This is a genomic window from Marinobacter metalliresistant (genome assembly GCF_038098645.1).
Taxonomy (GTDB): Bacteria; Pseudomonadota; Gammaproteobacteria; order Pseudomonadales; family Oleiphilaceae; genus Marinobacter; species Marinobacter metalliresistant.
On sequence record NZ_CP101118.1, the window covers coordinates 3,488,405 to 3,505,981 of the forward strand.

Annotated in this window: 23 protein-coding genes; 22 read left to right on the forward strand and 1 reads right to left on the reverse strand. The window is 57.1% G+C overall.

All coding sequences use genetic code 11. The features are described 5' to 3' along the window. The first annotated feature begins 5 nt into the window (after nucleotides 1–5). The 15 genes from rplE to rplQ all read left to right on the forward strand — a co-directional run bounded on the left by rplE (nucleotide 6) and on the right by rplQ (nucleotide 7,895). A complete protein-coding gene (gene rplE / locus NLK58_RS16350) occupies nucleotides 6–545 on the forward strand; it encodes a 50S ribosomal protein L5 (protein WP_117619473.1) in 540 nt (179 codons plus the stop codon). A gap of 12 nt (nucleotides 546–557) precedes the next feature. Next, nucleotides 558–863, forward strand: coding sequence for a 30S ribosomal protein S14 (gene rpsN / locus NLK58_RS16355; RefSeq protein ID WP_048497748.1), 306 nt, complete (start codon nucleotides 558–560; stop codon nucleotides 861–863). Nucleotides 864–951: 88 nt separating this feature from the next. Next, nucleotides 952–1,344, forward strand: coding sequence for a 30S ribosomal protein S8 (rpsH, locus tag NLK58_RS16360; RefSeq protein WP_117619474.1), 393 nt, complete (start codon nucleotides 952–954; stop codon nucleotides 1,342–1,344). 9 nt (nucleotides 1,345–1,353) lie between these two features. Then, nucleotides 1,354–1,887 carry a 50S ribosomal protein L6 gene (rplF, locus tag NLK58_RS16365; protein WP_117619475.1) on the forward strand — a complete coding sequence of 178 codons (534 nt, stop codon included), beginning with the start codon at nucleotides 1,354–1,356 and terminating at the stop codon, nucleotides 1,885–1,887. Between the two features lie 9 nt (nucleotides 1,888–1,896). Beyond that, nucleotides 1,897–2,244, forward strand: a complete 348-nt coding sequence (gene rplR / locus NLK58_RS16370) for a 50S ribosomal protein L18 (protein ID WP_048497751.1) — start codon at nucleotides 1,897–1,899, stop codon at nucleotides 2,242–2,244. 12 nt (nucleotides 2,245–2,256) lie between these two features. After that, complete coding sequence (gene rpsE, locus NLK58_RS16375) at nucleotides 2,257–2,757, forward strand: 30S ribosomal protein S5 (protein ID WP_008174892.1); 501 nt, start codon at nucleotides 2,257–2,259, stop codon at nucleotides 2,755–2,757. 4 nt (nucleotides 2,758–2,761) lie between these two features. Then, nucleotides 2,762–2,950, forward strand: a complete 189-nt coding sequence (rpmD, locus tag NLK58_RS16380) for a 50S ribosomal protein L30 (RefSeq protein WP_012139786.1) — start codon at nucleotides 2,762–2,764, stop codon at nucleotides 2,948–2,950. Nucleotide 2,951: 1 nt separating this feature from the next. Next, the gene (gene rplO / locus NLK58_RS16385) at nucleotides 2,952–3,386 is read left to right on the forward strand and encodes a 50S ribosomal protein L15 (RefSeq protein ID WP_099619750.1); all 435 of its coding nucleotides are present in this window, start codon (nucleotides 2,952–2,954) and stop codon (nucleotides 3,384–3,386) included. 17 nt (nucleotides 3,387–3,403) lie between these two features. Next, nucleotides 3,404–4,726, forward strand: a complete 1,323-nt coding sequence (secY, locus tag NLK58_RS16390) for a preprotein translocase subunit SecY (protein WP_117619476.1) — start codon at nucleotides 3,404–3,406, stop codon at nucleotides 4,724–4,726. A gap of 30 nt (nucleotides 4,727–4,756) precedes the next feature. Next, on the forward strand, nucleotides 4,757–4,870 hold the full coding sequence (gene rpmJ, locus NLK58_RS16395; protein WP_008174902.1) for a 50S ribosomal protein L36: 114 nt from the start codon (nucleotides 4,757–4,759) through the stop codon (nucleotides 4,868–4,870). Nucleotides 4,871–5,012: 142 nt separating this feature from the next. After that, nucleotides 5,013–5,369 (forward strand): 30S ribosomal protein S13, encoded by a 357-nt coding sequence (gene rpsM / locus NLK58_RS16400; protein ID WP_048497755.1) that lies wholly within the window; start codon nucleotides 5,013–5,015, stop codon nucleotides 5,367–5,369. 13 nt (nucleotides 5,370–5,382) lie between these two features. Next, nucleotides 5,383–5,772: a 30S ribosomal protein S11 gene (gene rpsK, locus NLK58_RS16405; protein ID WP_007153992.1), complete on the forward strand. Its 390-nt coding sequence runs from the start codon at nucleotides 5,383–5,385 to the stop codon at nucleotides 5,770–5,772. A gap of 18 nt (nucleotides 5,773–5,790) precedes the next feature. Beyond that, nucleotides 5,791–6,411 carry a 30S ribosomal protein S4 gene (rpsD, locus tag NLK58_RS16410; RefSeq protein WP_099619753.1) on the forward strand — a complete coding sequence of 207 codons (621 nt, stop codon included), beginning with the start codon at nucleotides 5,791–5,793 and terminating at the stop codon, nucleotides 6,409–6,411. A 47-nt stretch (nucleotides 6,412–6,458) separates the two neighbouring features. Next, nucleotides 6,459–7,463 (forward strand): DNA-directed RNA polymerase subunit alpha, encoded by a 1,005-nt coding sequence (locus NLK58_RS16415; RefSeq protein ID WP_117619478.1) that lies wholly within the window; start codon nucleotides 6,459–6,461, stop codon nucleotides 7,461–7,463. Nucleotides 7,464–7,496: 33 nt separating this feature from the next. Next, on the forward strand, nucleotides 7,497–7,895 hold the full coding sequence (gene rplQ / locus NLK58_RS16420; RefSeq protein WP_117619479.1) for a 50S ribosomal protein L17: 399 nt from the start codon (nucleotides 7,497–7,499) through the stop codon (nucleotides 7,893–7,895). A 152-nt stretch (nucleotides 7,896–8,047) separates the two neighbouring features. On the opposite strand, the gene uvrA is transcribed toward rplQ, so the two are convergent. After that, the gene (uvrA, locus tag NLK58_RS16425) at nucleotides 8,048–10,870 is read right to left on the reverse strand and encodes an excinuclease ABC subunit UvrA (protein ID WP_341581306.1); all 2,823 of its coding nucleotides are present in this window, start codon (nucleotides 10,868–10,870) and stop codon (nucleotides 8,048–8,050) included. Between the two features lie 186 nt (nucleotides 10,871–11,056). Here uvrA and NLK58_RS16430 point away from each other — a divergent pair, with 186 nt between their 5' ends. The 7 genes from NLK58_RS16430 to mshL all read left to right on the forward strand — a co-directional run bounded on the left by NLK58_RS16430 (nucleotide 11,057) and on the right by mshL (nucleotide 17,577). After that, entirely contained in the window at nucleotides 11,057–12,427 is a 1,371-nt protein-coding gene (locus NLK58_RS16430; protein ID WP_117619481.1) for an MFS transporter, read from the forward strand. Between the two features lie 58 nt (nucleotides 12,428–12,485). Continuing rightward, nucleotides 12,486–13,016 (forward strand): single-stranded DNA-binding protein, encoded by a 531-nt coding sequence (gene ssb / locus NLK58_RS16435; protein ID WP_341581307.1) that lies wholly within the window; start codon nucleotides 12,486–12,488, stop codon nucleotides 13,014–13,016. A gap of 234 nt (nucleotides 13,017–13,250) precedes the next feature. Next, nucleotides 13,251–14,183: a biogenesis protein MshI gene (locus NLK58_RS16440; RefSeq protein WP_341581308.1), complete on the forward strand. Its 933-nt coding sequence runs from the start codon at nucleotides 13,251–13,253 to the stop codon at nucleotides 14,181–14,183. After that, the gene (locus NLK58_RS16445; protein ID WP_341581309.1) at nucleotides 14,180–14,785 is read left to right on the forward strand and encodes a PilN domain-containing protein; all 606 of its coding nucleotides are present in this window, start codon (nucleotides 14,180–14,182) and stop codon (nucleotides 14,783–14,785) included. The genes NLK58_RS16440 and NLK58_RS16445 overlap by 4 nt, the downstream gene beginning before the upstream one ends. Beyond that, nucleotides 14,785–15,474: a type II secretion system protein GspM gene (locus tag NLK58_RS16450; RefSeq protein ID WP_341581310.1), complete on the forward strand. Its 690-nt coding sequence runs from the start codon at nucleotides 14,785–14,787 to the stop codon at nucleotides 15,472–15,474. The genes NLK58_RS16445 and NLK58_RS16450 overlap by 1 nt, the downstream gene beginning before the upstream one ends. Nucleotide 15,475: 1 nt before the next feature. Continuing rightward, entirely contained in the window at nucleotides 15,476–15,823 is a 348-nt protein-coding gene (locus NLK58_RS16455; RefSeq protein ID WP_341581311.1) for a hypothetical protein, read from the forward strand. 17 nt (nucleotides 15,824–15,840) lie between these two features. Further along, nucleotides 15,841–17,577 carry a pilus (MSHA type) biogenesis protein MshL gene (gene mshL, locus NLK58_RS16460; protein WP_341581312.1) on the forward strand — a complete coding sequence of 579 codons (1,737 nt, stop codon included), beginning with the start codon at nucleotides 15,841–15,843 and terminating at the stop codon, nucleotides 17,575–17,577.

Genomic DNA, 17,577 nt, shown 5'->3' on the forward strand with positions numbered 1-17,577 from the left:
TTACGATGCTTAACAGTAAAGAGCAGTACAGTAAGGAAGTGGTACCCGCCCTGCAGAAAGAGTTCGGCTACAAGAACGTGATGCAGGTGCCGCGTATCGAAAAGATCACCCTTAACATGGGTGTCGGCGAAGCGGTTGGTGACAAAAAACTGATTGAAAATGCCGTGGCGGATCTTGAGCGCCTGGCAGGTCAGAAAGTGGTTGTTACCAAGGCACGTAAATCCGTTGCGGGTTTCAAGATCCGCGAAGGTTGGCCTATCGGTTGTAAAGTTACCCTGCGTGGCGAACGTATGTGGGATTTCTTTGATCGCCTGGTTCACATTGCGGTTCCCCGCATTCGTGACTTCCGGGGTCTGAATCCCAAGTCGTTCGACGGTCGTGGTAACTACAGCATGGGTGTGCGTGAGCAGATCATTTTCCCCGAGATCGAGTACGACAGAGTCGACAAGATCCGTGGTCTGGACATCACCATTACCACCACTGCCGGTACCGACGATGAAGGTCGCGAACTGTTGAAAGCCTTTGGCTTTCCGTTCAAGAAATAAGGAACGAGTGTAATGGCTAAGGTTTCCATGAAGAACCGTGAGCTCAAGCGCGAGCAGACTGTTGCGAAATTTGCAGCAAAGCGTGCTGAACTCAAGGCGATTATCAAGAACCCGAATACCAGCGATGATGACCGTTGGAATGCACAGATGAAGCTTCAGCAGCTTCCTCGCGATGCGTCCCCTTCGCGTCTTCGTAATCGTTGCCAGGTGACTGGTCGGCCGCACGGCGTTCTGCGCAAGTTCGAGCTTTCACGGATCAAACTCCGTGAATACGGCATGCGTGGTGACGTTCCGGGCCTGACCAAGGCAAGCTGGTAAGATAGGTACCCTGACTCCGGTCAGGTGCCTGTTGGTAAGCGGTGCGGCACGCCGCTGCACAACTAAAAAGATCAGGAGCCTCATACCAATGAGTATGCAAGACACGCTTGCGGATATGTTCACTCGTATCCGTAATGCACAGATGGCATCAAAAGCAGACGTTGCGATGCCGTCTTCAAAGATGAAGATCTCCGTAGCCCAGGTCCTTAAGGATGAAGGTTACGTTGACGATTTTTCCGTTTCAGCCGACGCGAAGCCCGAGCTGACGATCACTCTGAAGTACTTCGGTGGCAAGCCGGTTATTGAAGAGATCAAGCGGGTCAGCCGTCCGAGTCTGCGCCAGTACAAAGGCGCTGGGGAACTGCCGAAAGTATCCGGTGGTCTGGGAGTCGCGATTGTCTCAACGTCCAAGGGCGTTATGACAGACCGCGCCGCACGTGCTGCTGGCGTGGGTGGCGAAGTCATCTGCACCGTATTCTAGGAGAACCACATGTCCAGGGTTGCCAATAATCCTGTCGTGCTGCCTTCCGGTGTTGAGGTTAAGCTGAACGGACAGGAAATCAATGTGAAGGGCTCCAAGGGAGCGCTTCAAATCACCATTCACCAGGCGGTTGAAGTAAAGCAGGAAGAAAATGTTCTGCGCTTTGCGGCTCGCGATGGTGCTAAACAGTCCCGCGCTCTTGCTGGTACTACTCGTGCACTGGTCAACAACATGGTGACCGGTGTCTCCACAGGCTGGGAACGTAAACTTCAGCTGACGGGCGTAGGTTACCGTGCCCAGGCGCAAGGTAAGAAGCTCAACCTGACACTGGGTTTTTCGCACCCGGTCGAGTATGAGCTGCCCGAGGGGATTACCGCAGAAACTCCGTCCAATACGGAAGTTGTGATTCGCGGTATCGACAAGCAACAGGTTGGCCAGGTCGCTGCGGAAGTCCGCGCGTTCCGTCCGCCCGAGCCTTATAAGGGCAAGGGTGTTCGTTATGCGGATGAGCAGGTCAGACGCAAAGAAGCCAAGAAGAAATAAGGCGGGACTATGAGCGCGAATAACGAAAGATTGCGTCGCGCACGCAAAGTGCGCATGAAGATCCGTGAGCTGGGTACCAATCGCCTGTGCGTGCATCGCACACCGCGTCACATGTACGCCCAGGTCACGACTGCAGATGGCAGCAAGGTTATTGCCACTGCCTCCACGTTGGATAAGGAACTGCGCCAGGGTGCAACCGGTAACGTGGACGCTGCCAAGAAGGTCGGTCAGTTGATTGCTGAGCGTGCCAAGGCGGCAGGTGTTGAGCAGGTTGCTTTTGACCGCTCCGGTTACCGTTATCACGGCCGTGTCCAGGCGTTGGCCGACGCAGCCCGTGAAGCTGGCTTGCAATTCTAAGAGGTGGAGAAGATGAGCGTTAACGAACAGAAGGCGCCTGAGCTCCAGGAGAAGCTGGTTCAGGTCAATCGCGTCGCCAAGGTGGTTAAAGGCGGCCGTATTTTCGCCTTCACCGCACTGACTGTAGTGGGTGATGGTAAAGGTCGCGTTGGTTTCGGTCGTGGCAAGGCGCGTGAAGTGCCGGTTGCTATCCAGAAGGCCATGGAAGCTGCACGCAAAAACATGGTAGAGGTTCCGCTGGACGGCACCACTCTGCAATACCCGGTCAAGGCTCAGCATGGCGGCTCCAAGGTCTACATGCAGCCGGCGTCCGAAGGTACTGGTATCATCGCCGGCGGTGCGATGCGTGCGGTACTGGAAGTTGCGGGTGTTCAGAACGTACTGTCCAAGTGTTACGGGTCTACCAACCCGGTGAACGTTGTACGTTCCACCATCAAGGGTCTCCAGGCGACACAGGCGCCTGAAGATATTGCAGCCAAGCGCGGTAAGACCGTGGAAGAGATTCTGGGTTGAAGTCATGGCGAACGCAAAAACGATCAAAGTAACTCTGACCCGCAGCCCCATCGGCTGCCAGCCCAAGCACAAACTGTGTGTGAAGGGCCTGGGTCTTCGTAAAATCGGTCACACCGTGGAAGTGGAAGATACACCTTCCATCCGCGGCATGATCAACCGGGTTGATTACCTGGTTCGGGTTGAGGAGAACTAAGATGCGTCTGAACGAACTTAGTCCAGAACCCGGTTCACGTCCGGCCGCCAGGCGCGTTGGTCGTGGTATCGGTAGTGGTCTCGGTAAAACCGGTGGTCGCGGTCACAAGGGTCTGAAGGCCCGGTCCGGCGGCAGCGTAGCACCTGGTTTTGAGGGCGGTCAGCAGCCGTTGGCCCGTCGTCTGCCGAAGTTCGGCTTCACGTCTCGCCAGCAGCGTTATGTTGCCGAAATTCGCCTGAACGAACTGGCGAAGGTCGAAGGCGATGTGGTTGATCTCGAAGCCCTGAAGAAGGCAGATATCATTCGTGAAGAAATTCGCGAAGCCAAGGTTATCCTGTCCGGTGAACTGAGCCGTGCGGTAACCGTCAAGGGACTTCGGGTAACCAAAGGCGCGCGCGAGGCAATTTCTGCCGCGGGTGGTAAAGTCGAAGACTAAGGCGAGTCGAGGACTAAATGGCCAAGAACGCATCATTGCCTGCGGGCGCGGGTAAAGGACTGGCAGAGCTGCGATCGCGGCTCTGGTTTGTCTTCCTGGCATTGCTGGTGTACCGGATCGGTGCCCACATTCCGGTGCCGGGTATCAACCCGGACCGTCTGGCGGCATTGTTTGAGCAGAATCAGGGCACAATCCTGAGTATGTTCAACATGTTTTCCGGTGGTGCGCTTGAGCGCATGAGTATCTTCGCTCTCGGTATCATGCCGTATATCTCGGCCTCGATTATCATGCAGCTCATGACTGCGGTCAGTCCGCAGCTTGAGCAGCTGAAGAAAGAGGGCGAAGCTGGTCGGCGCAAGATCAGCCAGTACACGCGGTATGGTACGGTTATCCTCGCCCTGGTTCAGGGCGCTGGTATCTCTGTCGGTCTGGCATCGCAGGGTGTCACTTTCAATGATAGCTTCAGCTTCCACTTTGTGGCAGTTGTGTCCTTTGTCAGTGGCGCGGTGTTCATGATGTGGCTGGGTGAGCAGATCACCGAGCGCGGCGTAGGCAACGGCATTTCACTGTTGATTTTCGCAGGAATCGTGGCCGGCCTGCCCGGAGCAATCGGTCAGACGTTGGAACAGGCGCGGAACGGTGAGATGAGCCTGCTGGTGGTTCTTGGTATTGGCGTTCTGGCGATTGCTGTGATTGGCTTTGTGGTCTTTATGGAGCGTGGGCAGCGTCGGCTGACCATTAACTATGCCAAGCGGCAACAGGGTCGTCGGGTGTTCGCCCAGCAATCCAGTCACTTGCCGCTCAAGGTGAACATGGCCGGTGTTATTCCGCCCATCTTTGCGTCTTCCATCCTGCTGTTCCCGGCGTCGATCGGCCAGTGGTTTGGTCAGGGCGAGGGCATGGAATGGCTCAGCGATGTGTCGCAGGCGCTTGCTCCCAGCCAGCCGTTGTACATTATTCTGTTTGCAGCAGCAGTGGTCTTTTTCTGCTTCTTCTACACAGCCCTGATGTATAACCCGAAAGAAGTTGCGGATAACCTCAAGCGCTCTGGCGCATTTATTCCGGGCATCCGTCCTGGTGATCAGACCGCCAAGTATATTGATGGTGTGCTGACCCGCCTGACGTTGTTCGGTGCAATGTACATTGCAGCAGTGTCCCTGTTTCCTCAGTTCCTGATGGTGGCCGGGAATGTACCGTTCTATCTGGGTGGTACCTCACTGCTGATTGTTGTAGTCGTGGTGATGGATTTCATGGCGCAGGTTCAGTCGCACCTGATGTCCCATCAGTATGAATCGCTGATGAAGAAATCCAATCTCAAGGGCTATGGTCGGAACGGTTAATCCCGTTCCCCTTGAAAACTGGAGTCGACAATGAAAGTACGCGCTTCGGTAAAGAAAATTTGCCGTAACTGCAAAGTAATTCGTCGCAATGGCTCGGTACGGGTCATTTGCTCGGAGCCTCGTCACAAGCAACGCCAGGGCTGATCCGCATCGGATCCGGAACTGACATTGTAGAGGGTACGAATAATAGCGCTTGACCCCAGCCGGGGTCAGGCGCTATTATTTCGCGCCCTTTTATAGTGGCGGAAAATTCACACAGCAAAGCTTTGAACGCGGAGTAATTTGGATGGCACGTATAGCCGGTGTCAATATACCCGATCACAAACATGCTGTTATCTCGCTGACCTACATCTTTGGTGTTGGCAAGACAACAGCCCAGAAGCTTTGCGACGCAACCGGTGTCAAGCCGGACGTCAAGGTCAAGGACCTGAGCGACGAGCAGCTTGAAGCACTTCGTACTGAAGTGGGCAAGGTGTCTGTCGAAGGCGATCTGCGTCGTGAAGTACAGATGAACATTAAGCGTTTGAAGGATCTCGGATGTCACCGTGGTCTGCGTCATCGTCATGGCCTTCCGGTCCGTGGCCAGCGCACCAAGACCAACGCACGCACCCGTAAAGGTCCTCGCAAACCTATTCGTAAGTAACAGGTAGGCAATCATGGCAAAGCCAGGTACACGTACCCGTAAAAAGGTGAAAAAGACGGTTGTTGATGGCGTCGCGCACATTCACGCGTCCTTCAACAACACTATCGTGACCATTTCTGACCGTCAGGGCAACGTCCTGTCCTGGGCCACCTCCGGTGGTTCCGGTTTCCGTGGGTCACGCAAGAGTACACCTTTTGCTGCGCAGGTAGCAGCTGAAAGAGCCGGTAATGCGGCTGCTGAATACGGCCTTAAAAACCTGGACGTAGAGGTTAAGGGTCCTGGGCCCGGACGTGAATCTGCAGTTCGCGCGCTGAACGCGTGTGGCTACAAGATCACCAACATCACAGATGTGACGCCGATTCCCCATAACGGCTGTCGTCCGCCCAAAAAGCGCCGCGTCTAACACAGGAGACAGTGAATTATGGCTCGTTATATAGGCCCGAAGTGCAAGCTGTCTCGTCGTGAAGGGACAGATCTTTTTCTGAAGAGCGGTGTTCGCGCGCTCGATTCAAAGTGTAACATCGAGACTCCGCCGGGTATGCACGGCGCGCGTCGCGGTCGTCTGTCCGAGTACGGCGTACAGCTTCGTGAAAAGCAGAAAGTTCGTCGTATCTACGGCGTACTGGAGAAGCAGTTCCGCAACTACTATAAAGAGGCAGCCCGAATCAAAGGTGCAACCGGTGAAAACCTGCTGCAGCTTCTGGAAGGCCGCCTGGATAACGTTGTATACCGCATGGGCTTTGGTTCTACCCGTGCAGAGTCCCGTCAGCTCGTTTCTCACAAAGCCATCCTGGTAAACGACAAGGTAGTGAATATCGCTTCCTATCAGGTCAAGCCGGGTGATGTTGTGAGTGTGCGTGAGAAGGCCAGAAACCAGCTGCGTGTCAAAGGCGCACTGGATCTGTCTGCAAGTCGTGCACCGGTGAGCTGGGTAGAGGTCGACGCCAACAAGATGTCCGGCGTTTACAGGTCAGTACCCGAGCGTACTGAATTGCCGGCCGACATCAACGAGAACCTCATCGTCGAGCTTTACTCCAAGTAAAGCCTGATTTGCAACGTAAGTAGCAACGATAGCAGATAGGGGCGTCTATGCAGCGTTCAGTACATGAGTTATTGACACCTCGTACCATTGACGTGAAGGAATCAAGCGCCACACGTGCCAAGGTTACGCTTGAGCCTCTGGAAAGGGGCTTTGGTCATACCCTGGGTAGTGCACTGCGCCGGATTCTCTTGTCTTCGATGCCGGGCTGCGCCGTGACTGAAGCGCAGATCGGCGGTGTCCTGCACGAGTACAGTGCCATTGAGGGTGTCCAGGAAGACGTGATTGAGATTCTTCTGAATCTCAAGGGCGTCGCCGTAAAAATGCACGGTCGGGACGATGCCGAGCTTACGCTCAGCAAGAAAGGCCCGGGCGTTGTGACAGCCGGTGATATCAAGCTGGATCATGATGTCGAGATTGCTAACCCGGAGCACGTGATCTGTCACCTTAGCGAGAAAGGTGAAGTGAACATGCGGCTCCGCGTTGCCCGTGGTCGCGGCTATGAGCCGGCAGACCAGCGTGGTCTTGACGAGGACGAAACTCGTGCCATCGGACGCCTGCAGCTGGATGCAACGTTCAGCCCGGTTCGTCGTGTGGCTTATGCCGTGGAAAGTGCACGGGTAGAGCAGCGGACCGATCTGGACAAGCTGGTTATTGACCTGGAGACCAATGGCACCATCGACCCGGAAGAAGCAATTCGCCGGGCGGCTACCATTCTCCAGCAGCAACTGGCGGTGTTCGTCGATTTCGATCATGAGAAAGAACCCGAGCGCGTTGAAGAAGAGGAAGAAATCGATCCGATTCTGCTGCGCCCGGTTGATGATCTGGAGTTGACAGTGCGTTCAGCTAACTGCTTGAAGGCTGAGAACATTTACTACATCGGCGATCTTATCCAGCGCACAGAAGTTGAGCTGTTGAAGACGCCTAACCTTGGTAAAAAGTCGCTGACCGAGATCAAGGACGTTCTGGCGTCCCGTGGTCTGTCATTGGGTATGCGTCTTGATAACTGGCCACCGGCTAGCCTTCGTGGCGACGACCGGGTTCTGGGCGGTTAATCGCCGATTGGTTTAAGGTAAGGAATCAGAGCAATGCGTCATCGTAAGAGTGGTCGTAAGTTCAGCAGGACCAGTGCGCATCGCAAGGCCATGTTCCGTAACATGACTGCGTCACTGGTTGAACACGAGCTGATCAAAACAACGCTGCCGAAAGCCAAAGAGCTTCGCCGGGTAGCTGAGCCTTTGATCACGCTTTCCAAGAATGATTCGGTCGCGAATCGTCGTCTGGCGTTCTCACGCCTGCGCGACGATGCAGCGGTTGCCAAGCTGTTTGGTGAGCTTGGTCCCCGTTACAGCGAGCGTCCGGGTGGATACCTTCGTATCCTGAAGTGCGGTTTCCGTGCCGGCGACAATGCCCCCATGGCATTTGTTGAGCTGGTTGGTCGCCCACTGGATATTGAGGCGGAAGAAGTGGACGAAGACGAGGATTAATCGCCTCGGCTTGGTTCGAAAAAACCGGAAGGGTCAAGTCTTCCGGTTTTTTTGTGCCTGGAATGAAAAAGGGGTCAGATGAAAGCTTTCATCTGACCCCGTGTTTGCCCGTGACAGCGGGGTCAGATGAAAGCTTTCATCTGACCCCATGTTCATCTCCCCAGCATCGGTTTCAGGTAACGACCCGTGTGGGAAGCCGGGCTATCTGCAACTTCTTCGGGTGTACCCTCTGCGATAATCTGTCCGCCACCGGAACCGCCTTCCGGGCCCAGGTCGATGATCCAGTCGGCGGTCTTGATCACGTCCAGATTGTGTTCGATCACGACAATGGTGTTGCCGTGATCCCGCAGGCGTTCCAGTACATTGAGCAGCTGCTGGATGTCATAGAAGTGCAGGCCGGTGGTCGGTTCGTCCAGGATGTACAGGGTTTTGCCGGTATCCCGCTTGGACAGTTCCTTGGCAAGTTTTACCCGCTGGGCTTCGCCGCCGGAGAGGGTGACGGCGCTTTGGCCCAGGCGAATGTAGGACAGGCCCACGTCCATCAGGGTCTGGAGTTTGCGGGCGAGGAACGGCACGGCATCGAAGAATTCCCGGCCCTCCTCAACGGTCATTTGCAGGACTTCGTTGATGTTCTTGCCCTTGTAGCGGACTTCCAGGGTTTCACGGTTGTAGCGTTTGCCCTTGCAGACGTCGCAGGGAACATACACATCTGGCAGGAAGTGCATCTCTACCTTTATTACGCCATCACCCTGGCAGGCCTCGCAGCGGCCGCCTTTGACGTTGAAAGAGAAGCGCCCGGGTTTGTACCCCCGGGAGCGAGACTCCTGGGTGCCGGCGAAGAGTTCCCGAATAGGAGTAAACAGGCCGGTATAGGTGGCGGGGTTGGAGCGTGGAGTTCGGCCGATGGGGCTCTGGTCAATATCGATGACCTTGTCTAGCTGGTCCAGGCCCTTCAGGGACTGATAGGGCGAATGGTTCAGGCTTGAGGCCTTGTTCAGCTTGGTGGCAGCCACCGGATACAGGGTGCTGTTGATCAGGGTTGACTTGCCCGAACCTGATACACCGGTGATGCAGGTCATCAGCCCGAGGGGCAGGGTAAGGGTGACATCCCTGAGATTATTTCCTGTTGCACCGGACAGGGTCAGTGTTTGACCGTTGCCCTTGTGTCGTTCTTTGGGAATCGCAATTTCCCGGGTGCCATTAAGGTACTGGCCAGTGAGCGAGTCAGGATTGTCGATGATCTGCTGAGGAGTGCCCTGTCCGATGACTTTCCCCCCGTGGATGCCGGCACCCGGGCCGATGTCGATCACGTGATCGGCGGCACGGATGGCGTCCTCGTCGTGTTCAACCACAATAACGGTGTTGCCCAGATCCCTGAGGTGGGTGAGGGTGGCCAGCAGCCTGTCGTTATCCCGCTGGTGCAGGCCGATGGAGGGCTCGTCCAGGATGTACATGACGCCCACCAGCCCCGCGCCAATCTGGCTGGCCAAACGGATCCGCTGGGCTTCCCCGCCGGACAGGGTGTCCGCACTACGCTCAAGAGTCAGGTATTCCAGGCCGACATTCACCAGAAACTGCAGGCGTTGCCGCACCTCCTTCAGGATTTTCTCAGCGATTTCCCCTTTTTGCCCGGGCAGGGCCAGGGTCTCGAAATAGTTGTGCGCGTCGCCCACGGGCAGCCGGGTTACGTCTGAAATGTTGTGATCTTCGATAAATACATGGCGGGCACTGCGGCGCAGACGTGAGCCGTGGCAATCCTTGCACGGCTGGGTGCTCAGGTTGCGGGCAAGTTCCTCCCGCATACTCTGGGAGTCGGTCTCCCGGTAGCGGCGCTCCAGGTTTGGCAGAATGCCCTCGAACGGATGAGCCTTTTCCATGATATGGCCCCGGGAATTCACATAACGAAACGGAATGTCTTCGTTGCCGGAGCCGAACAGCAACACGTTGCGAAATTCCTCAGACAGCTCCGCCCAGGGCGTTTCCAGATCGATACCATAATGCTCTGCTACGCTGCCGAGCATCTGGAAGTAGTAGACAGCTCTCCGGTCCCAGCCCTTGATGGCACCGGCGGCCAGCGTTGCTTCCGGGTGCTGGACAATCTTTTCCGGATCGAAGAACTGTTTTACACCCAGACCGTCGCAGGTCGGGCAGGCGCCGGCCGGGTTATTGAACGAGAACAGACGGGGTTCCAGTTCACTGAGGGCATAGCCACACTGGGTGCATGCGTAGCGGGCGGAGAAGGTATGTTCTTCACCTTCACCGCTCATCGGAGCAACCAGGGCAATGCCATCCGACAGCTCCAGAGCGGTTTCAAAGCTCTCGGCAAGGCGCTGCTCCAGACCCGGCTTGACCTTGAAGCGGTCGACCACTACATCAATCTGGTGTTTGCGTTTCTTGTCCAGGGCGGGGGCGTCGTCGATGTCGTAAACCGTGCCATCGATCCGAAGGCGAATAAACCCCTGGCTGCGCATGGTTTCGACCACCTGGAGGTGCTCGCCTTTCCGGTCACGAATGACCGGTGCCAGGATTATCAGTTTGCTGTCCTCCGGCATCGCCAGTACCTGGTCGACCATCTGACTGATGGTCTGCGCCTCCAGGGGCTGGCCGTGGTCCGGACAGCGGGGCTCTCCGGCCCGGGCGAAGAGCAGCCGGAGGTAATCGTAAATCTCGGTGATGGTGCCCACGGTGGAGCGAGGGTTGTGGGAGGTGGATTTCTGTTCGATGGAAATCGCCGGTGACAGGCCCTCGATGTGGTCCACATCCGGTTTTTCCATCATGGACAGGAACTGGCGGGCATAGGTGGACAGGGATTCCACGTAACGTCGCTGGCCTTCGGCATAGAGCGTGTCAAACGCCAGGGATGACTTGCCCGAACCGGAAAGGCCGGTTATCACAATCAGCTTGTCCCTAGGCATATCCAGGTCGATGTTCTTCAGGTTGTGGGTTCGTGCCCCTTTGATCTGGATATGGTCCATAACACCTCGCTCGGATAAAAACGAAAATTATACCGCGTTGGGTCCCCCACGGCGAAAAGGGTGTAGGGGGCAAGGCGCAGTGACCGGTCCCCCGTTGCGGCGCCTTCTGTTACAATGCGCCGCCTGCGAGGGATATGTGCCCTCAATCTGACTGCTTTCAACCCCCGGCTGAGGTACATAACTGCCATGAACACGCTGGAAAAACGCTCCGTATCGGCCCTGGCGTCAGTCTACGCCATGCGCATGCTCGGACTGTTCATGGTGATGCCGGTGTTCATGCTGCTCGGTAGCGAGCTTGAAGGCGCCACGCCCGCCTTGCTCGGTTTTGCCATGGGCGCCTATGGCCTCAGCCAAGCCTTGTTACAGATTCCTTTTGGCATGCTCTCTGACCGGGTCGGGCGAAAGCGCATGATCTATATCGGTCTCGTGCTGTTTGCTGCGGGTAGCCTTCTGGCTGGCGCCACGGATTCCATATACGTTGTGATTGCCGGGCGGATTCTTCAGGGGGCGGGGGCGATTGCCAGTGTGCTGATGGCCTTGCTCAGTGACCTGACCCGGGAAGAGGAGCGAACCAAGGCCATGGCCACGGTGGGGATCACCATTGGTTTGTCGTTCTCGGTTTCTCTGGTTCTGGGGCCCCTTCTTGGTGCCTGGTGGGGGTTGTCCGGTATTTTCTATGTCACCGCGGCGTTGGCCGTTGTGGCGCTGGTGATTGTAAATCGTCTGGTACCTACCCCCCATCAGCACAAAACCAGTGCCGATACTCATCCGGCCAGGGATATGCTGGGCCGTGTGGTTTCCGATGGCCGCCTGCTCAGGCTGGACTTCGGGATCTTTGCCCTGCACCTGGTGCTGACTGCTTTGTTTCTGGTATTTCCTTCGATGTTGCGGGATACCCTGGGGCTTGCCAGCAGTTCGCACTGGTGGTTTTACCTGAGCGTGATGGTAACGTCTTTTTTTGCCATGGTGCCGTTCATCATTATCGGCGAGAAAAAACGCAAGATGAAACCGGTTCTGTGTGGGGCCATCACCCTGCTGACCCTGGCCACCGCCGGGTTGACAGGGGTGTCCGCCAGCCTGGTGGCTGCGTGGGTTGGGCTGTTTTTCTTTTTCATGGCGTTCAACCTGCTGGAAGCCAGCCTGCCCTCGCTGATCAGCAAGGAGGCGCCAGCGGCCAGCAAGGGGACGGCGATGGGTGTCTATTCCACGTCCCAGTTCATGGGCGCGTTTCTTGGCGGTTCGCTGGGCGGCTTCCTGTTAGAACAGTCCGGTACTGAGGGTGTCCTCTGGTTTATGGTTGTCGTGCTTGGTCTTTGGTTGCTGGTTGCCCTGACCATGCCTTCGCCCGGCTATACCACCAGTTTCGTGGTACAGTTGCACAAGGTTATGGGTAACCAGTACGACGATATTGATGGCCACCTCCGTCGCCTGCCGGGTGTGCAGGATGTGGTCATTGTTGAAGACGCTGCTACCGCCTATCTTAAGGTGGATCGTCAGCAATTTGATGAAGCGTTACTTGCGGACTTTTCCTTTGTCCGGCAGGCTAGCAATTGTTGAAATCCGGAAGCCCGCAGGGAGTGCGGGTTGTCCCTGAAAACAGAGTCAGGAGCAGAACATGGCACGAGGCGTAAACAAGGTAATTCTTATCGGCAATCTGGGGCAGGACCCGGATACCCGCTACACCCCCAACGGCAATGCCGTGGTGAATCTGAATCTTGCGACAGACGAGAGCTACAAGGATCGTCAAACCGGCCAGCTGGTGCCGAAAACCGAGTGGCACCGGATCGTGATGTTCGGCAAGGTTGCCGAAGTTGCCGGCCAGTACCTGCGTAAGGGCTCAAAGGTCTACATTGAGGGCAAGCTGCAGACGCGTAAATGGCAGAACAAGGAAGGCCAGGACGTTTACACCACCGAGGTGGTGGTGGATATCAATGGCCAGATGCAGATGCTCGACAGCCGTGGTGCCGAAGGTGGCGCGAACCAGGGCGCCCCCGCGGGGCGGCCGCAGCAGTCTGACTATAACGCCCAGGGCGGGCAGCAGAACAATCCGCCACCGAAGCAGCAGTCGGGCGGCTATGGCAGCCAGCCGTCTCAGGGTAGTATGCCGGAGCCGGTGGACGATTTCGATGATGACATTCCGTTCTAGGTACGCCGTTTTTCGGGGGGTAACGGATATCCGATGTGAGAAAGTCCCCGCTTTGCGGGGGCTTTTGTTACGGACTTGAAAAAACGATGTAAAATCAGCGAAAAAAGCGTGGAGTTACGTTCACTTTCTCATCTATCATGTTGGCGATTGTCAAAAGAGTCTGTGATTTCAGGCAGCATAACAAAAACCTGAGGCCTGCGAGTGCCTCCGATTCCAGTTTAATTAACGGGCCCGATGACTAAGATTTCCTTACTGAATAAGCTGACCGGGATGTTCAGGCGCTCCGGAGCGCGTTCGCGCGTCTGTCTGGAGGTGCGCCCTGATGGCGTTGCCTGGGCCGTCGGGGGAACCCCCGGTGCGGATGGCTTCGGGTTCGCTGAATGCCTGCCGGCAAAGCGCCAGTCAGTTCTCCAGGAACTGGTTGACGAGCATGGCTGGGCGGGCGCCGCAACAACGCTGGTTTTGCCCCTGGACCAGTACCAGGTTTTCCAGATGGATCGCCCGGAGGGCATCGAGGAATCGGAGCTGGGCGATGCACTAAAATGGAAGCTCAAGGATTTTCTTGGTTTCAGCCCTTCAGAGGCCGTTTCCGATGTTTTCCCGTTTCCAGAGGATGCTTCCCGTGGCCGCGGAGAACTGGTGAACGTCGTCGCCGCCAGGAAATCACTGGTTTCCGAGCTTGTGACGCTGGTTCAGGAATCCGGCCTGGAGCTGGATCGTATCGATATCGCCGAACTGGCCCTGCGCAATCTGGTATGCCGGCTGGACGACAACAGGCGCGGTGCCGCTCTGGTTCACCTGAAAGAGAGCTACGGCCAGATGGTCATCTGCAAAGACAACATGCTATACCTGTCCCGTCGCCTTGAGGTGACGTCTGAAGACCTGCGTGACGCGGCCCGGCAGGAATCGGCGGTTCAGTCCCTGGCTCTGGAAATGCAGCGCTCACTGGATTATTACGAGAGCCAACTGGGCCAGGTGCCGCCTGCAATGATTCGTCTGGTTGCCCGGGACAGTGTCCTGCCTCTGGCCTCAATGCTGTCTTCCTATGTTTCCGCAGGCATTGAAACCCTGGGCTGGGGCTCGGTCGGCCTCGAAGCGGATCTGGACAGTCGCTGCCTGCCGGCCTGGAGTGCTGGCCTGCCCTTGCCGGAGGATGGTCACACATGATCCAGCAGGTCAACCTTTACACCCTGGAATTGCGGCCGAGCCAGGAGCGGCTTCAGGCGGGGGGTGCGCTCGCAGTCCTGGCCCTCGGCGTGGTTCTGGTGGCGCTGTTGGCTGGCGTCGTTGGCTACCAGAATGCCGGGATGGCAAAGCAGGCCGCAACTCTGGAGCAACAGAATACGCGTCTGGAGCAGGTGGTGGCTGAGCTTTCGGAGGCCGTTCGGTCCAGACAACCAGATGCAGAGGTAGAGGCAGCGTTGGCCCGGGTCACCGAGGCCCTTTCCCGGCGTCGGCGTTTGCTGGATAAAGTGGAGAGCCTTGTGGTTTCCGAGGGTGGCCGTTTCTCGCCCCAGATGGCTGCGCTGGCCAGGCAGATTCCCGAAAATGTCTGGTTGACGGGGGTTACCCTGCAATCAGAGCCCAGCCAGGTAACCATCGAAGGGCGCAGTCGTTCGGGTGCGTTGGTGCCCCTGTACCTTGAGAACCTTGGTGAGGAAGCGGCGTTTACCGGAAGAACCTTTGGAGCGTTCCGGTTGTCGCGGCCAGAACAAGGCCACTGGATTGATTTCCGGGTGTCGACCCGGCGGACAGGGGAGGACAGCTGATGGCGGGCTCCCCGGAAAACTCGTTTGCCCGGGCCGCGAACTGGTACAACCAGCGTCCGATCCGCGAGCGGACACTGATTCTGTTCACGGCTCTGGTGCTTGTGATCTTTGTCGGTTGGGAGCTTGCAGTTTCTCCGCTGCAACAGGAGCAGCAGAGACTGGCGAGCCGGATTCAGGCATTGTCCGCCAGTCGGGACGACCTGCTGGCGCAGCAGCAGTTGCTTGATGAGCAACTGGCCACCGACCCGTCCCGGGTATTGCAAAACCAATTGAGCGCCCGGCAACAGAGGCTGGACAGGCTGAACCGGCAGATTGCGGATACCACCGGGCAACTGATTGCACCCAGGGCGATGGTGACGCTGTTGCGGGATATACTGGCCGCCCAGGATTCGCTGGTGCTGCAGGGCATGGAGCTGAAAACGCCAACGCCGGTCTTTGCGCCAAAGCCAGGCTCACAACCTCCGGAAGAGCCGAAGGCGGCGGAAGAGCCCCTGCTTTATGCCCATGATGCTGAGTTGCACATTGAGGGCAGTTACCTCGACGTGTTGAACTACCTAGAGCGACTTGAGGCAATGGACGAACGTCTGGGATGGATCATGCTGGAGTACAGCGCCGGTGACTGGCCTTCCGGTGAAGCCGTCATTCGGGTGCGAACACTGAGTGTGGATCAGGCCTGGCTAGGAGTATGACATGAGTAAACGCTTGCGTATATTGTTCTGTCCATGGACCTGCCTGGCCGCGGGCGCGCTGACTTTGTTTCCAGGGGCGGTCTCTGCGTTGCAGGATCCGACCCGGCCACCGGGCTTTGAAGTGGCGGTTGTGACACCAGTGCCGGAGAGAGACTTGTTGCTGGACTCAATTCTTTACAGCAAGGACCGACGTGTCGCCATTATTGATGGCGAGGCCCTCAGGGAAGGCCAGGCTGTTGACAGCCTGCGGGTTATCCGGATTTACGACAATCGTGTTCTGGTAACGGATAGCGGCCGCGAACGGGTGTTATACCTGGAGAGGCTCCCGCAGGTCCGGGGAACTCAATGACAGATAACCGGATACTCATGACAAAAATCAGGATAACGGGCTTGCTGGCCCTGAGCCTTGTGCTGGCGGCGTGTAGCAACAACCCGCTGATGCGCTCTGCGACGGCGACCTCGACTGATGCGGCGGACGCTATTGATCAGGCGCTGGAAGACGCCCGGCAAAACTCTCCGGCGGAACCCGGGGCGCAGAAGGAAGCCGCCCCTCTGCCCGCGGATGTCAGTGCGGCGTTGCTGCCTCCTCTGTCCGGGCCCGCGGATCTTGATGAGCGTTTTGATGTCAATGCCCGTGGCATTCCCGCAGGCAGCTTTTTTGAAGCGCTCGTAGCGGGCACCCGCTACAACGTTGTGGTTCATCCCGGGGTGAATGCGAGTATTGATCTGCGCTTGGACGATGTCACCGTGCCAGAGGTCATGGACATCGCCGGAGACCTTTACGGGCTGGATATCCGGCGCACCGGCCGCTTGTTCCGGGTACAGGCTGACCAGATTCAGACCCGCCTGTTCCCCATTGATTATCTGCACTTCAAGCGCCGGGGCGGCTCCGAGACCCGGGTCAGCTCCGGTCAGGTCACCAGTTCCCGCGACAACTCCGGTCGCTCAACCGGTACCCGTAGCGGAAACTACGACCGTGCCGGCGACAGCAGCAATAACAGTTCCAGGGAGACCCGCAGTCTGGTGGGAACAACCATTTCCACGGAAACGGCTTCCGATTTCTGGCAGGACATTCAAAACGCGCTGAGCATGATTGTTGACGGTGATGGTGAGCAGGTGATCGTTAACCCCGGTGCCGGGCTGGTCATGGTGCGCGCCGGCGCAAGAGACCTGGAACTGGTGGAAGAGTACCTGCGCCGTACCGAGCTGATCATGCAGCGTCAGGTGATCCTGGAAGCCAAGATTCTGGAAATTGCCCTGAACGAAAGCTATCAGCAGGGCATTAACTGGTCAGATATCCATAGTGCGTCATCGGTGGTGGCCAGTGATGGCTTGCCAGCGGAGTTTACCGCGCAGGCCCTGGCAGGTCAGGCTATCCAGACCTCCGATATTGGTGGACTGTTTTCGGCCACTATCAGGGAAGGCAGTTTTACCGCCCTGATCGAGTTGCTTGGAGGGCAGGGCAATGTGCAGATTCTCTCAAGCCCGCGCATCTCCACGGTGAATAATCAGAAGGCGGTCATCAAGGTCGGTACCGATGAGTTCTTTGTGACGGATATCGATTTTTATAACAACAACTCCGCCCTGACGGTAACGGACACGAATTCGACATCCGTTGAGCTTACGCCGTTTTTCTCAGGCATTTCCCTGGATGTAACCCCGCAGATTTCCGAGAGTGGCGTTATCACCTTACACGTTCATCCGTCGGTGAGTGAGGTGACCGATCAGGAAAAGGTCGTTACCATTGGTGAGCAGGATGTAACCCTGCCCCTGGCCAGCAGCACCGTGCGTGAGACCGACAGCGTGATTCGCGCCGAGAGCGGGCAGATTGTCGTGATCGGTGGTCTTATTCAGAACAGCAGTGAGGACAACAACTCGGCCGTTCCCTTCTTCAGCGACATTCCTCTGGTCGGGGAGTTGTTCAAGCAGCGAAAATTCCAGTCCCGCAAGAGCGAACTGGTGATCCTGTTGCGCCCGGTGATGGCGGGGTCGACCCAGATGGATGCCGATGTCGCGGCCAGCCGCGAGCGCATAAGTGTACTCCGGGAGCTGCTGGAGTCGTCCGAATCCGTTACCCCTGAGCCGGAGAAAGCCGTTCGCTAG

What these genes read in the sequence shown, in the direction of transcription:
- rplO (WP_099619750.1), top strand. Translation starts at nt 2,952, where the DNA reads ATGCGTCTGAACGAACTTAGTCCAGAACCCGGTTCACGTCCGGCCGCC.
- rpsN (WP_048497748.1), top strand. Translation starts at nt 558, where the DNA reads ATGGCTAAGGTTTCCATGAAGAACCGTGAGCTCAAGCGCGAGCAGACT.
- rpsH (WP_117619474.1), top strand. Translation starts at nt 952, where the DNA reads ATGAGTATGCAAGACACGCTTGCGGATATGTTCACTCGTATCCGTAAT.
- NLK58_RS16440 (WP_341581308.1), top strand. Translation starts at nt 13,251, where the DNA reads ATGACTAAGATTTCCTTACTGAATAAGCTGACCGGGATGTTCAGGCGC.
- rplF (WP_117619475.1), top strand. Translation starts at nt 1,354, where the DNA reads ATGTCCAGGGTTGCCAATAATCCTGTCGTGCTGCCTTCCGGTGTTGAG.
- NLK58_RS16455 (WP_341581311.1), top strand. Translation starts at nt 15,476, where the DNA reads ATGAGTAAACGCTTGCGTATATTGTTCTGTCCATGGACCTGCCTGGCC.
- secY (WP_117619476.1), top strand. Translation starts at nt 3,404, where the DNA reads ATGGCCAAGAACGCATCATTGCCTGCGGGCGCGGGTAAAGGACTGGCA.
- rpmD (WP_012139786.1), top strand. Translation starts at nt 2,762, where the DNA reads ATGGCGAACGCAAAAACGATCAAAGTAACTCTGACCCGCAGCCCCATC.
- rplQ (WP_117619479.1), top strand. Translation starts at nt 7,497, where the DNA reads ATGCGTCATCGTAAGAGTGGTCGTAAGTTCAGCAGGACCAGTGCGCAT.
- ssb (WP_341581307.1), top strand. Translation starts at nt 12,486, where the DNA reads ATGGCACGAGGCGTAAACAAGGTAATTCTTATCGGCAATCTGGGGCAG.
- rpsK (WP_007153992.1), top strand. Translation starts at nt 5,383, where the DNA reads ATGGCAAAGCCAGGTACACGTACCCGTAAAAAGGTGAAAAAGACGGTT.
- rpsD (WP_099619753.1), top strand. Translation starts at nt 5,791, where the DNA reads ATGGCTCGTTATATAGGCCCGAAGTGCAAGCTGTCTCGTCGTGAAGGG.
- rpsE (WP_008174892.1), top strand. Translation starts at nt 2,257, where the DNA reads ATGAGCGTTAACGAACAGAAGGCGCCTGAGCTCCAGGAGAAGCTGGTT.
- mshL (WP_341581312.1), top strand. Translation starts at nt 15,841, where the DNA reads ATGACAAAAATCAGGATAACGGGCTTGCTGGCCCTGAGCCTTGTGCTG.
- uvrA (WP_341581306.1), bottom strand. Translation starts at nt 10,870, where the DNA reads ATGGACCATATCCAGATCAAAGGGGCACGAACCCACAACCTGAAGAAC.
- rpsM (WP_048497755.1), top strand. Translation starts at nt 5,013, where the DNA reads ATGGCACGTATAGCCGGTGTCAATATACCCGATCACAAACATGCTGTT.
- rplR (WP_048497751.1), top strand. Translation starts at nt 1,897, where the DNA reads ATGAGCGCGAATAACGAAAGATTGCGTCGCGCACGCAAAGTGCGCATG.
- NLK58_RS16445 (WP_341581309.1), top strand. Translation starts at nt 14,180, where the DNA reads ATGATCCAGCAGGTCAACCTTTACACCCTGGAATTGCGGCCGAGCCAG.
- rpmJ (WP_008174902.1), top strand. Translation starts at nt 4,757, where the DNA reads ATGAAAGTACGCGCTTCGGTAAAGAAAATTTGCCGTAACTGCAAAGTA.
- NLK58_RS16430 (WP_117619481.1), top strand. Translation starts at nt 11,057, where the DNA reads ATGAACACGCTGGAAAAACGCTCCGTATCGGCCCTGGCGTCAGTCTAC.
- rplE (WP_117619473.1), top strand. Translation starts at nt 6, where the DNA reads ATGCTTAACAGTAAAGAGCAGTACAGTAAGGAAGTGGTACCCGCCCTG.
- NLK58_RS16415 (WP_117619478.1), top strand. Translation starts at nt 6,459, where the DNA reads ATGCAGCGTTCAGTACATGAGTTATTGACACCTCGTACCATTGACGTG.
- NLK58_RS16450 (WP_341581310.1), top strand. Translation starts at nt 14,785, where the DNA reads ATGGCGGGCTCCCCGGAAAACTCGTTTGCCCGGGCCGCGAACTGGTAC.